Source organism: Sediminibacillus sp. JSM 1682029 (genome assembly GCF_041366435.1).
Lineage (GTDB): Bacteria > Bacillota > Bacilli > Bacillales > Amphibacillaceae > Sediminibacillus > Sediminibacillus terrae.
Genome location: NZ_JBEWYY010000004.1, coordinates 154418 through 167981 on the forward strand (window position 1 = coordinate 154418; position 13564 = coordinate 167981).

13 protein-coding genes and 1 riboswitch are annotated in these 13564 nt (G+C 44.7%); of the genes, 5 read left to right on the top strand and 8 right to left on the bottom strand.

Annotation, left to right across the window (positions count from 1 at the left end):
• Window positions 1-187: 187 nt before the first annotated feature.
• The 7 genes from ABVF09_RS08900 to ABVF09_RS08930 all read right to left on the bottom strand — a co-directional run bounded on the left by ABVF09_RS08900 (window position 188) and on the right by ABVF09_RS08930 (window position 8390).
• A complete protein-coding gene (locus ABVF09_RS08900) occupies window positions 188-730 on the bottom strand; it encodes a GNAT family N-acetyltransferase (RefSeq protein WP_026571160.1) in 543 nt (180 codons plus the stop codon).
• Between the two features lie 473 nt (window positions 731-1203).
• Window positions 1204-2157, bottom strand: coding sequence for a ribose-phosphate diphosphokinase (locus ABVF09_RS08905; protein WP_026571161.1), 954 nt, complete (start codon window positions 2155-2157; stop codon window positions 1204-1206).
• A gap of 351 nt (window positions 2158-2508) precedes the next feature.
• Window positions 2509-2997, bottom strand: coding sequence for an NUDIX hydrolase (locus ABVF09_RS08910; RefSeq protein ID WP_371069027.1), 489 nt, complete (start codon window positions 2995-2997; stop codon window positions 2509-2511).
• Between the two features lie 262 nt (window positions 2998-3259).
• Window positions 3260-3982: a metallophosphoesterase family protein gene (locus tag ABVF09_RS08915; protein ID WP_371069028.1), complete on the bottom strand. Its 723-nt coding sequence runs from the start codon at window positions 3980-3982 to the stop codon at window positions 3260-3262.
• 439 nt (window positions 3983-4421) lie between these two features.
• A complete protein-coding gene (locus tag ABVF09_RS08920; protein ID WP_026571164.1) occupies window positions 4422-5756 on the bottom strand; it encodes a (Fe-S)-binding protein in 1335 nt (444 codons plus the stop codon).
• Window positions 5753-7165 carry a glycolate oxidase subunit GlcD gene (glcD, locus tag ABVF09_RS08925; RefSeq protein WP_026571165.1) on the bottom strand — a complete coding sequence of 471 codons (1413 nt, stop codon included), beginning with the start codon at window positions 7163-7165 and terminating at the stop codon, window positions 5753-5755. The genes ABVF09_RS08920 and glcD overlap by 4 nt, the downstream gene beginning before the upstream one ends.
• A 94-nt stretch (window positions 7166-7259) precedes the next feature.
• Window positions 7260-8390 (bottom strand): CdaR family transcriptional regulator, encoded by a 1131-nt coding sequence (locus ABVF09_RS08930; protein WP_371069029.1) that lies wholly within the window; start codon window positions 8388-8390, stop codon window positions 7260-7262.
• A gap of 211 nt (window positions 8391-8601) precedes the next feature.
• Here ABVF09_RS08930 and ABVF09_RS08935 point away from each other — a divergent pair, with 211 nt between their 5' ends.
• Entirely contained in the window at window positions 8602-8868 is a 267-nt protein-coding gene (locus ABVF09_RS08935; RefSeq protein ID WP_026571168.1) for a hypothetical protein, read from the top strand.
• Window positions 8869-9046: 178 nt separating this feature from the next.
• Here the strand turns inward: ABVF09_RS08935 and ABVF09_RS08940 are convergent, their stop codons facing one another.
• Window positions 9047-9589 (bottom strand): hypothetical protein, encoded by a 543-nt coding sequence (locus ABVF09_RS08940; protein ID WP_153462987.1) that lies wholly within the window; start codon window positions 9587-9589, stop codon window positions 9047-9049.
• Between the two features lie 145 nt (window positions 9590-9734).
• On the opposite strand from ABVF09_RS08940, the gene ABVF09_RS08945 reads away from it, so the two are divergent.
• From ABVF09_RS08945 to ABVF09_RS08960, 4 genes are all read left to right on the top strand, one after another.
• A complete protein-coding gene (locus ABVF09_RS08945; protein ID WP_026571170.1) occupies window positions 9735-10319 on the top strand; it encodes a TetR/AcrR family transcriptional regulator in 585 nt (194 codons plus the stop codon).
• A 21-nt stretch (window positions 10320-10340) separates the two neighbouring features.
• Entirely contained in the window at window positions 10341-11501 is a 1161-nt protein-coding gene (locus ABVF09_RS08950; RefSeq protein WP_153462989.1) for a GNAT family N-acetyltransferase, read from the top strand.
• Window positions 11502-11577: 76 nt separating this feature from the next.
• The gene (locus ABVF09_RS08955) at window positions 11578-12414 is read left to right on the top strand and encodes a DUF1206 domain-containing protein (protein ID WP_153462991.1); all 837 of its coding nucleotides are present in this window, start codon (window positions 11578-11580) and stop codon (window positions 12412-12414) included.
• A 199-nt stretch (window positions 12415-12613) separates the two neighbouring features.
• Window positions 12614-12721, top strand: a riboswitch (cyclic di-GMP riboswitch).
• A 175-nt stretch (window positions 12722-12896) separates the two neighbouring features.
• On the top strand, window positions 12897-13538 hold the full coding sequence (locus ABVF09_RS08960) for a response regulator transcription factor (RefSeq protein WP_272914942.1): 642 nt from the start codon (window positions 12897-12899) through the stop codon (window positions 13536-13538).
• The last annotated feature ends 26 nt before the right edge of the window (window positions 13539-13564 follow it).

Genomic DNA, 13564 nt, shown 5'->3' on the forward strand with positions numbered 1-13564 from the left:
TTTTATCCTACTTATTGTCTCTTTCAAACTTTACCAATCTGCCCTTTTCGGAATAGGGCTGCCATACTCGATAAATTTTTGTTCAGCTATTGCACAAATAGTTTAAGTATTTTGTTTCACAATCTCGTTTTTGAAGTTAAATGAGATACTCTATCATAATATAAGGACATTCTTCACCAAATAAAGTTTAGTTATTGTCTGATATTATGGCAAATATCTGATGGTCTTCCCATTGACCATTAATTTTTACACCCTTTTGTTCTATACCTTCTTTATGAAAACCAGCCTTTTCTAATACTCGCATTGAACCTAAATTGCTTAACATTACTCCTGCATCTATACGATGTAGTTTTAGTTCATTAAAAGCAAAATCTACTGCCAAGGTGACTGCTTCAGTGGTAAGCCCTCTGCCATTATATTGCTTGTCTAAGGAATAACCGATTAAACCTCTTTGGAGTGCACCTCGGGATATACGAGACAGGGATACTTCTCCAATCAATTTGTCGCCATCTTTTAAGAAAATACCAAAGGAATATTGTTTATCTTCTTCCCTCTGCTTTATAGAATTGCTAATATATTTACGCTTTGCTTCAAGGGTATAATAGTCATTGCTAAAGGTTGGGGAATATTTCTGAAATAACTCACCATTTCTCAAGTGTAAATCCAGCAAGGCATTTGCATCTGAATCATCGTAAAAGGCGATATAAATTTTTTTATCTGTAGGGCTCATATTAATTTTCTCCTATGTATAAATTTAAATTGATTTTTTTGTGGCGTAATAGTTTACTAATATGCATTACCCGATTTTTTGCCTAACTTTTTAATCTGTCTAATCTTTTTTAAGTAAAATAATATGGCATAAAAAGGTGATTTCGCAATAACTCTAAAGTTGTATTAAACTGCCCCGTCAGTTGAAATACCTCCTTTGATCTTAACAGTGTATCCATTAAAAACTCTAAAAATTGTAAAATTGAGAGTATTAAAACGTTTTTGGAAATACTGGACCGATAGCTGAGAATAGATGCTGTCCTATTGCTGAAAGGAGTGTCAATTCCTATGCTGATTTGCGTTTTTTTGTAACCTTTGTCTCAATGAAAATAAGCAGTCCAATTCAATTGTAACTTGGACTGCTCTTTAATGAACCATTTACGATTTGTACTCCATAACAGCCCCGGTTAAATAACAATAGGTCTGCTTTCTTATTCAGTCAAACAACGGGCTGACTGAACGGTCTTCGAACACTCTGGTGATGGCATCGCTCATCAACGGTGCGACCGACAGCTGTGTAATCCGGTCGAGGTGCTTTTCTTCCGGAATCGGGATACTGTTGGTGACAATTAATTCTTTTAACTCGGATTGATTGATTTTTTCAATGGCAATACCTGAAAGCACGGGGTGCGTGCAGCAGGCATAGACTTCCTTGGCGCCTTTCGCCATCAACGCTTTCGTTCCACTGGTCATACGTGTCCCGGTATCGACGATATCGTCGACCAGGACAGCTGTTTTCCCTTCGATATTTCCGACGATGTTCGATTCGCCGACCTCTGTTTCACGGGGACCGCGCTTGTCGATAATCGCGATCGGTGCTTTCAAGTGATCAGCCAGTTGGCGTGCGCGTGATACACTGCCGTGATCTGGAGATACGACGACTACATCCTCAAATTGTTTTTCCTGCAAATAACTTGCCAAAATCGGAATGCCGGCCAGTTGGTCGACCGGTATGTTGAAAAATCCCTGAATTTGCGGCGCATGTAAGTCCAGAGAGATGACCCTTGAAGCACCTGCTTCCTGAATCAAGTCTGCGACAAGCTTTGCAGTGATCGGTTCCCTCGGTCTTGCTTTGCGGTCTTGTCTTGCATACCCATAGTAGGGAATGACAATATTGATGGTTTTAGCAGAAGCTCTTTTTAATGTATCGATCATAATCAGTAATTCTAAAATATGTTGGTTTACCGGTTCGCTCGTGGACTGAATGACAAAGACATCATATCCGCGTACACTTTCTTCGATACTGATGCGCACTTCACCGTCACTAAAGGTTGTCACCGTACTTTTTCCAAGCTCTACCCCCATATTGTCGGCTATCTCTTCAGCCAGCGGCAGGTTGGAGCTCAACGAAAAAACTTTCATTTTTGATTCCTGGAAGTCTCTCGTCACACTTGATTCCTCCTTGTTTACAGGGCTATGCTGCTTTTATGTACCATTGATTTGTCAGGTAACATCTTGTCCATGTATTGCTTTTATTATCTCAAAAACGATTAGGGGAAACAAGCTGTAAGCAGTGCGTTCACTAGACGTTTCCTTATGAGGAGGGCTTGTTTGCAAATAGAATGTTAGAGAAGATGCTACTTTGTTGGAACTCACCCATTATTTCCGGTATTGTCCATGCAGTTCCAATGGGAATCGAAGTTCTGAAGTTTCTGAACGAACCATCTGCATGATTTACTTCAAGGACATATGGTGGAGGGTCCCTCCAATATAGAGATACGTCTTAAGCATTTGATCTGTTTACAATTCCTTGCTTATACGAAGGAAAGAAGATGGCCTTCTCTGAATAAAGTGTTTATCGATAAAGGCGAGGACTTCATCGTTTCCTGGAAGGGTTACAGTCTCAATGGCCTCTTCAACCGGCAGCCATTTGTACGCACTATGTTCATGATTAAGTTTTACATGGTGCCGACTGTCAACGTAACCGACAAATACGGGTGCCATATAGATGTATTCCTCCTGTGGGGAGTAAAATTGATCGAATCTATTGGCAGAATACAAAATCACTTCATTTATACCGGTTTCTTCTTTAATCTCCCGCAAGGCGGCTTCCGAGGCTTTTTCTCCGTTTTCGATGCTTCCTCCGATGTAGCACCAGGCACCATCTAGGATTTTGCTTTTCCGTTTAACCAATAAAACATGATAGAGGTCGTCGATTTTCTTTAACAGAACGACCGCAATTCCTCGGCAACAGATTGGAACTTCAAAAATAGTTTCGGTTTGCGACATTAGATAACCTCCTTTTTGTTTTTTCAGGATAAGCTGTTTTATAGGATGTTGCTTTGTCCATTTCAACCATTTCTCTGGAAAAAGAAGGCCTTCTTTGCAGCTTTTCTAAGAACGTCCTCATGATGATGTGGCAGTCTGCACATTTGTTATGGGCAAAAAGGCATTCTCTCCACCTACCATACTAACATAATTTACCAAGAAGAAAGGGCGAAGCATAAAAACAGTCTATCGAAAGTTCTGATAGACTGTTTAAGACCTGTTTTTATGATGGAACGGCGGCTTGGCGGACAACCTTCTCCATCATGTCAGTATTGGGATAATGGTTCTGGCGATACTTTTCTATCGTCTTCTCCACATCATAAGCAACTTTTTTGATTGTTGCGCTTACCGTTCCGTCCTTGATTTCGATAATGGCGTATGAGGCTTTCACAATCCCATCAAAAGGAAGGCCGACACTTCCGAGATTGACAACCGTTTTTCCTTTGATTGTCCGGATGTAAGATTTATGAATATGTCCATACAAATAGACGTCTGCCTGTTCTTTAAACAGCTTGGATTCAACGGTGTTGTCATCTGCATCTGGTGGCACTATCTCAAATAGACTGTCGGGCGTGGCGTGGAAGGCGTGGACGGATATGCCGTCTATCTCCAGCTGCTTATGGTTTGGAAGTCCGGCTAAGTAGTCGACCTCACGTTGTTCTAGCTGGGATACCGTCCAGTCCCGCTCTTTGTTCATCAGCTCTAATGCTTTATCCGGCACTTCTCCTTCTTTGATTCCCCGAACGACCCATTCATCTGCATTGCCTTTTATCACGTCCGTATCGAGATTGCGGACTCGTTCGATCGACCGCTTTGGTTCGGGTCCACGAAAAGCGATGTCTCCCAATACGAGGATTTTTTCGATTTGCTGGTTTTCGATATCCTGCAGCACAGCATCGAGGGCGTCGGCGTTGCCATGGATATCGGATATACATGCAATTTTCATGATTATCTCTCCTTCCTTTGGTGTCTTTAGTTTATCGTAGCAGATTTCCTTTGCTCATAAAAAAGTTGTGCAGCCATCTGCGTTATTCCCGACTTTAATCAAAAGAGGACGGGACAAAAGCATGGCCACTAAAGAAAATACCAAACAAATTCTAAATGCTTATGAATTCGCTCGGTTTTTAGTTGTATCTCTTGTTTTATCCTGTTGTTTGATGTGTGCTTGGAATCGCTACGGCAAGATACTACGCGTTCCACGGGCAAGGCTTCAACTTCCTCAGAAAGCGAAGTACCTTGCCGGAGTGGAACGTTGCATTTTTCATGAGAGAAGGGTAGAGCGGTTTGTTTTTTGCTAATCATAAAAACCGAACGAATCGTTCGGTTTTTATTTTGGTGGCGATGCTTTTGTCCAAAGCTCTTTTAAGATGCCTCGTTTGTGTGAATCAAGCAGGAGGATTTGCGTTCTCGTAAGCCTCCAGAAGCAAATCGACAATATGGACAGCCCTCATCTGGTCGGAAAGGCCTTCTTTTTCAATCCCTAATTTCATCTGCAGCAGGCAGCCTGGATTGGCTGTCACAATCGTCTTTGCCTTTGTCGCTTTTGTTTGTTCCATTTTATAATCAAGAATCTGCATGGACATCTCTGTTTCGACAAGATTGTAGATGCCTGCCGATCCACAGCAACGTCCGGCATCCTTCATCTCCACATATTGCGCTCCTTCGATGGAAGACAACAATTTCCTTGGCTCCATGAACGTTTTTTGGACATTTTTCAAGTGACAGGAATCCTGATAAGTGATGATTTCGTCTTGAAGTGACAAAGAAAATTTATCAAAACCCAACTCCACTAAAACACTGGATATATCTTTTATCTTGCTGGAAAAAACTTCGGCACGATCTTTCCACTCCGGCTCATCCTTCAATAAATGACCGTAATCGACTAAAAAGGCGCCACAGCCTCCAGCGTTGGTGATAATATAATCTATTTCAGCTGCTTCGAATGCGGCAATATTGCGTTTTGCCATCGATTTTGCCTGCTGTTTTTCCCCGCTATGGCCATGCAGGGCACCACAGCATGCCTGGGCTTCCGGAACGACGATTTCACAGCCGACGTACTGCAAAAGCTTCGTCGTTGCCTCATTGGTCGGAAGGAAGACAGTGTCCATTAGACAGCCTGCGAAAAACGCGACCCGCTTTTTTACTGGTACAGCCGGCCGCAAATGCCTTGGCCGTTGTTTCATGGATTTGCTTGTCGGAACATCCGGCAGCACTCTTTCCATCAACTGCATCGATTCGGGGAGCAGCTTCATCATGCCGGATTTTCGGGCAACAGTCCGCAAGCCCGAACGCTGGTAAAAACCGATCAGGCCGGTGAGTCCGATCATGCGTTGTTGGTGGGGGAATAAACCTTGGAATGCCGCTTTTCGAACGGCCTGGACGGGTAAGGATTGCTTTTGATTTTGATAGATGATATCCCGTGCCTGTTCCAGTAAATGGCCATAGTTCACCCCGGATGGACAGACCGGTTCGCAAGCCCGGCAGCCGAGGCACATATCCAACGAACGTTTGACATCTTCATCTGGTTCGATCTCTCCGTCGACGACCGCTTTCATGAGTGCTATTCTCCCGCGGGGGGAGTGCGCTTCGTCTTTCCCGGATTCAATATAGGTCGGACAGCTGGGCAGGCAAAAGCCGCAGCGCATACAGTTAAGTAATTCATCATAATCCATCTTTTCCTGGAATTGTTGTTGTATCTGTCGCTTCTCTGCTGTTTTCATTGTTTGACCACCACCCGTTGGCGATTTTCTTTGGCAAACATCTTTCCTGGATTCATGATATTTTTCGGATCGAATGCTTGTTTGATGGAACGCATGGCTTCCACTCCGGCTACACCGAGCTTTAGATGCAGATAAGGGGCTTTCATGGCACCGACACCGTGCTCGCCAGTTATCGTTCCGCCAAGTGCCACGGCAGTAGTGAAAATTTCCTCGAAGGCTTGCTCGACTCGTTCCATTTCCTCTTTATCCCGGGCATCCGTCAAGCAGGTGGGATGTAAATTGCCGTCCCCGGCATGGCCGAAGGTACAAATTTCGACCTGATGTTTTTCTGCTATTTGGTTGATGGCATACACCATGTTGGCAATCTCCGAACGAGGAACCGTAGCGTCCTCGAGGATGGTTGTCGGTTTTAACCGGGCAAGTGCTGATAAAGCGGACCTCCTTGCCGTACGCAGTGCTTCTGCTTCCGCCTCGGAAGCGGCCATGCTCACCTCGATTGCCTGATTTTCCTCGCAAATCGAAAGGATACGGGCAATATCTTTTTCGACAACAGCAGCATCTCCATCCTGCTCGATCAGCAGGACAGCCTTGGCATGAGTCGGCAGACCGATTTTGGAGAAGTCTTCGACCACTTTGACGGTAGGTTGATCCAAAAACTCGAGGGTGGACGGAATGATTTTGCTGGCGATGATTTTAGAGACGGTACGTGCAGCTGCTTCCATGTCCTCATAAAGTGCCAGGACCGTCTTTTTCGTTTCCGGCATCGGAATCAGTTTCAATGTTGCCTCCGTAATGATTCCCAAGGTCCCTTCAGAACCGACAAACAGCCTGGTTAAATCATAACCTGCCACGTCTTTTGCCAGTTTGCCGCCCGTGCGGATCTTTTCTCCATTCGGGAGGACCACTTCAAGACCTAGCACATAGTCACGGGTCACCCCGTATTTCAACCCGCGAAGACCGCCGGAGTTTTCGTTGATATTTCCGCCGATTTGCGAAATCTTCATGGAGCTTGGGTCAGGTGGATAAAACAACCCTTTTGCTTCGACAGCTTCCATCAGTTCCAGGGTATTAACGCCGGGCTGAGCGGTCACGGTCAAATTTTCTTCATCAATTTCCAGGATTTTATCCAAATGCTTCATAAGCAGGACGATCCCTCCCTGAAGCGGCGTCGTTCCGGCACTTAGGTTAGTGCCTGACCCTCTTGGTACAACCGGAATTTCCTGTTCATTGCACCATTTAACTACCTGGGCAACCTCGGAAGCGGACCGGGGAGACACTATGGCATCGGGCATAGCCTGAAATTGCGGAGTGGCGTCAAAGGAGTAAACAAGTTTGCTTGCCTGAGAAGTTTCCACGTTTTCTTTCCCGACAATGGCGGTCAGTAATTCCCTTGCATTGTTAGTCAGCATCGACATTCTCCTTATCTATTGGCTGATTTTCTTTTATTGTAATAACTATATGCAGGGAATTATATGTGGAAACCTATAAAAATGTTGTGAAAATTCAAGTGGGATTTGTATAGTTCTCCAAAAACAATAATGCTAGATAAAAAGATACCTGGGAATAGAGCTGCTTCGGGTCATGGCCGGTAAGTTCTTCGATCTTGCCCAAACGGTAGTGGACCGTATTGATATGGACTTGTAACTGGCGTGCTGTTTCCGAAATCTGCGAGTTGTTGGCCAAAAACACATTCAAAGTGGTCAAGAGAGTCGAATCCTGGGGAAGTTTTCCCAGGCAGCGTTCGATGAAGGCGGTTTTGGTTGCCGGTGTCATATCTTCCAGGCAAAGCTCCAGCAGTAAATCTTCATATAAAACGAGCGCAGCTCTTTTTAAAGCAATGGCCAATGTTTTTTCCGTCTTCTGAAACAGATGTCTCATTTTTCCTGGGGGACCGGCCGGCCCCACTCCGATCTCCGGCAAAAATCCGAACCGCCTTTTGAATTCCTGTTGGAACCGGGTCAATAAACGAGCGTATTCGGGAGCTAGCTTCGTCGCAAGTGATGCCGGTTCATCGTGTATAACCAGACAGCAATCATTTCCCCAGCTAAGCACCATGTCATTCGTTCTTTTTTTCAGCCAATCCCGGGCATTTCTGTAGAATTCAGAGGCGTTTTGGTTGTCAGAAGCAGAAAAGTGAATAAGGGAGCAGCGTTTCCAGTTGGACATGTCGATGCCTAAAAGACGTCCGTTGTCCAGGAATGCTTCCGCAGGAACTTCCTGCTGTACCCACTCGAACAAATAGGCTTCCAGTCGACGGGTTTTCCACTCAGTCTGCTGGAAATACATATTTTCCTGAATGAGCAATTCTGTCATTTTTTTTACCAGCGAACCAAAAGGCGTGACCTTTTCCGGACTGCCGGTGATACCAATGACGCCAATCGGCAATCCATCGAAATAGATCGGAAGGTTGATTCCTGCCTTCACGCCGGTCAGGGCAGCTTCGTCTGCTTCGGAAAGAATCAGTTCTGTTTTTCTTTGACAGGCTATGACAGCGCCCTCGTGGTAGCTATTTATCCGGTCTGGGTCAGTACTGGCAATGATGATACCGTCAGGGTCGACAATGATAATGTTTTCATCGAGCAGTGGCTTCACTTCTGATACGATTCTTCTGCCTAAAGCTGGGGTCAGATACATGGTGGCATCCCCTTTGTGTTCGTTTTGATGGAAAGCTGGAAAACGCTAATTTCTCGGGCAATCCAAGTCCTTGGTAAGATTTTAGCAAACAAACATGCAATCGTATACAACGTTGTATTGCCGACATTTTTCAGTGGTTTCGTTTATTCCGGCTATCTACTGTCCATACTACAGTTAGAAACTACCAAACCGGAATGGAGGCCTGTTATGGATGAAGGATGAAGTTGCATTGAAAGAATTGTATTACCAAGTATTGAAAACGTGTTTCGCTTATGAAATCCATATGGAGCCGGGAACGACCTTTATTGACATGTGGAAAGCGCTCATCGTGAAGTTGGATGATCAAACAAAAGCTGTGCTGAAAGCGAGACTCCAGGAGGATGTCCAGGAAAAAAGGGGGACCACTTTTGAAAAGATGCTTCTGTTGCTGGAACGACAGGAAACAAGCTTGAAAGAGTCCCGGAAGCAGATTGGCTGATTTGATAATACAGAAACCGGACAATTTGCGAACATATAAGGAATGCAGGACACCCGGAAAAAAACTCTTCATCCGTGAGGAGAAGAGTAAATCGAATTACCCTTATGATTCTGTTTTTGTTACCCCCAGATGTCCGGTTTTCATTGTAGGCGGGCGAGGTGTTTGCGTCTAGCTTGCTTTATGCTTTTCGTTGCCGGGGCCAAATGAAGTAACTGATCGTGGCAAGCGTATCGACTCCCAAAACCAACCCCCACACTCTGATTATTCCTGTTAAAGCTTCCGTCCGTTCTGCATCTCCGATGATAAAAATCGTGGCAGCAAGCAGCCCTGCTCCGATGGCAAAAGCCAGTATATGGCGCAGCCATCCTTTGGCATAATGCCTGGCATATTGATATCCATAGCGTTTTTGCGGTTTTGATTCCTGCTGCTTTAGAATATAATATTGAAAGCGTTGGTCGGCCCAGGCTATCATACTTTTTCCGAATGCAATCGAGCTTCCGATGTAAATGGCAGCTACACCATGGGCTGCTGTGGCCTCGGCTCCCCGGTTTAAATCAAAACCTGCCAGCAGCAGCAAAATCAAGTCGATCACCGGTGTCATCGCCAGTAAAGTGAGTCCTGCTTTCTCTTTTTTCCATAAATAACGGGTGACCAAACCAGCAATGATTGCAATCCAGAAGGCAATTTCACAGGCAATGATCATCCACACAATATAATTCAATTATTTCTCCCCCTTGAACTTCTCATCGACTTCTCCTCTTATTTAATACAGTTGTATCAGATAAAGCCAGCATAGCACATTCAATTATTTAATACAATTGTACTAAATAATTGAATGTTCGTTTCCGAATTGCTATCGTAAGAATATGCCAAAAAAAGTGAATCATGAACAGCGTAGAAATAGAATAGCCGAAGCAGCCTGGCAGGTCATTTTGGAATTTGGAATGGAAGGGGCTACCGTTCGCAAGATAGCAGAAAAGGCAGGGCTGTCCCTAGGAGCCCTGCGCTATTATTTTTCCAATCAGGAGGATTTGATTCTTTATGCAATGCGTTTAGTGAAGGAAAGAGCAGCGGAACGAATCAAGCAGATCCTCCACCGCGATGGGTCGCCCAAACAAAAGATGCTCGATGTTTTACTCGAAATCGTTCCCACGAACCCGCAGACCAGAGCAGAGATGGAGGTGTGGTTTTCGTTTGTCGGCTACGCCCGGCATCATCCTCACTTATTGAAGGAGGAAGGGGATGGCATTTTAGCCGCCATTCAGCTGATGTTCGGGTATATGGAAACAAATGGTTTGCTGCGGCCAGGTATCGATAAGCAGCTTGAAATCGAGAGACTGTATGCAATGGTCGATGGATTGGCGCTTCACGCCATGCTGGAACCGGAACGGTTGACCGAAAAGCAGGTGGAAAAAGTCATCGCCAGTCAGTTGGATGTTATTTTTGAGTAATGAATTGAGGGGGAGATCATGATGGCAGAAATACAGCGCTTGACCGAAAACGATTTTCCGGAAGTTTTTGCTTTGTCCCAATTTGCTTTTCAATTTAAATTGTCTGATGAGGAGAGACAGAAAAAAATAGAAGAAACAAAACATCACAAAATTTGGGGCTGGATGGAACAGGGGAGACTAGCGGGCAAGCTGCATCTCCATTCTTTATCCTGTTATCTGGACGGTAAAGAGTTTGCGATGGGAGGAATCGGCAATGTAGCAACCTGGCCGGAGTATCGACGGCAGGGCGTTGTAAAGCGGCTGCTGCACCATGCTCTCCTTGACATGAAGGAAAATGGGCAGATGTTGTCTTTCCTGCATCCGTTCTCTTTTCCATTTTACCGAAAATATGGGTGGGAGCTGGCTTTTACAAACAAACACTATTCCCTGCCAATCGACCGGTTGAAGAAAAAGTGGAATGGAGACGGCTATGTCCGCAGAGTGCAAAAAGATATCGCGTTGCTGGATTCGCTTTATAGCCGTTTTGCACAGGAATACAATGGCATGCTGGTAAGGGATGAACGATGGTGGAAGCAAAGGGTGCTCACTGGAAACGAGCACATCGCTGTGTCCTATAACGAGCAGGATGAGGCTGAAGGGTATCTCATTTACCATGTCAACGATGACATCTTCACTGTAGAAGAGTTTGTTTACTTGACGTTAAATGGGTGGCGTGTACTCATGCAATTCATCGCCAACCATGATTCGATGGTGGAAAAGGTGGAAATGGTAGTGCCGGAGAATGATTTATTGCCTTTGAGGATAGATGAACCGAGGTTCCCACAGGAGGTCAAGCCCTATTTCATGGCCCGGATAGTCGATGTGCCGGCATTCCTGAAGGCTTATCCTTTTCGCCGTAACCCTAGTTCGCAGCCTGTTCATCTACAGGTGGAAGACGAATTTTTGCCTGACAATACAGGCAGTTATCGAATTGAGGATGGGCAAGTTATCCACATCGAGGCTGAAAATCCTGGGGGGCACGGCATTTCCTGCTCCATCCAGCAGCTTACGGTGATGCTGCTTGGCACAAAACGGCCTTCGGAATTATATACCGCAGGAATGATTGGTGGCGAACCCACGGAAGTAGAATTGCTAGAGGAAATATTGCCTGTCAGGCAGACGTATCTTACCGATTTTTTCTAGTCACTGGCAAGTTTCGCTTTTTTTCGTGAGGGAATAAGGTTCTATACTTCCATCCTTGCGAAAGAAGGGAAATAATATGGATATACCTTCCACGAAAGCGGAAATAGAGCAACAACATAAACAGGCAAAGCCATGGATCCGGCGTTTCGGCAGGATAGGCTATATGGCCCAAGGAATTGTATTTGCCTTGATCGGATTCCTTGCTTTGCTGGCAGCAGCGGGTTCTGGCGGGAAAACCGCCGGTACGAGCGGAATGTTCCAGTCGCTTGCCGCCCTTCCCCTCGGCGAAATCCTGATTTGGATCATTGGACTCGGACTGTTCGGTTATATTGTCTGGCAGTTGATCAGAGCATTTAAAGATCCGGATGGTTATGGAAAGGGGATACGGGGATTGACCATCCGTACGGGCTTCTTCATCAGTGCAATGATTTATGGCGGCATCTCGTTCAAGGCACTGAAAATCGCTGTACATGCAGGAAGTGGCGGGAATTCTGAGCAGACAATGTCGGCAAAACTTCTATCCCAGCCGTTTGGGCCATGGATGCTTGGGATTTTTGGCCTTGTCGTTTTTTGTTTTGCCATCTATGAAGCAGGTATCGGGATAAAAGGCAGTTACATGAAAAAGTTCAAGCAGGCCGAAATGGAGGAAAAGGAAGAAAGAATCGCTAGAATCACTGGGAAAATCGGGATGATTTCCCGGGGAATAGTATTCGGCCTAATCGGTTTTTTCTTTGTGCAGACAGCTCTCACCACAAATCCCGATAAAGCAAAAGGACTGGATGAAACGTTGTCCGAACTTGCGCAGCAGCCGTATGGCAGTTGGATGCTCGGCGTCGTTTCACTTGGTTTCATATTGTTCGGCCTTTATCAAGTTTTTCGGGGACGTTATCAAAAAATGGATTTTGGAAGCTAAAGAACAGCAAGGGTGTCGATTGTTTGGATATCCTTGCTGTTCTTTTGCGTTTACCATCCCTTAAGACATAATTTTCTGAAAAATGCAAGCGATAAACTTTTGGAAATAAAAAAATATCGGCATTATTTGTAAAATTATGTTGAAAAGTGAAAATTGACACAGTATACTAACTAAAGAACTACATACGAGAGTGATAAACTTCTGAAAAAGGCAAACTAGCCGAAAGGTTAGGACGCAAAGCCCAGGGTCTAAGGTTAAGCGATGAGTCATTTTACTCATAAGCGACTAGGATCGCCTGGCTGCCACACACTTGATTTAGTTGAGAATCAAGCTATGTCTGGCTGTTCCTGATTAGGAAGAGCCATTTTTTTGGGATTTTTCGTAAAAAGAGGTGGTTTAATACTTTTTGTAGTAACCGAGTGTTTGATTTTTACAGGGGATGAAAGAAATTATGGGGAATACGATGGAAAGATTGGTGTGAGTTGGAATTGAATATTATTGTGGTGAAAAATCGTTGTCTATTAAGAGATGGTATCATCAATGTCTTGATGAATAAGTATCCATCTCATTCAGTCAAAGCGGTTTCTTATAGTGAATGTCGTTCTCTTATGCAGGGTGGGGAACCTGTAGACTTATTGATCGTCGATATCGACACAGACAGTCATTCCGTCATGGAAATGATAGAATGGCAGCAACAAAAGGGAGAAAAGGTAATTGTCTGGACTGCGAACCCTGACATTTCCAGGCTTAACGACTGGTTTCAAAAAGGTTTGGACGGCTATTTTTTCAACGGCATGCAGCCGGAGGAATTGTCGAATGGTGTTGACTGTGTATTGGATGGCAATGTGTATGTACATCCCAAGCTCTCGACGGTTTTATTGCAGGATTACTTGAAAATTTCGAACAAGGTTGCAGAACAGCCAGTCGGAATTCTGACAGAGCGAGAATGGAATGTACTGGAGTTGCTGACAAAAGGCTTTAGCAATGACAAAATTGCCAAATTCTTATTTATCACAGAGAAAACAGTTAAAAATCATGTGAGTTCTATCTTTAGAAAATTGGGAGTGCCAGACCGAACGAATGCTGTTTTGTATGCATTGCGGCAACGGTGGTTCTACTTATAGAGAAGGTCGATCGAAAGGGAAGTCTT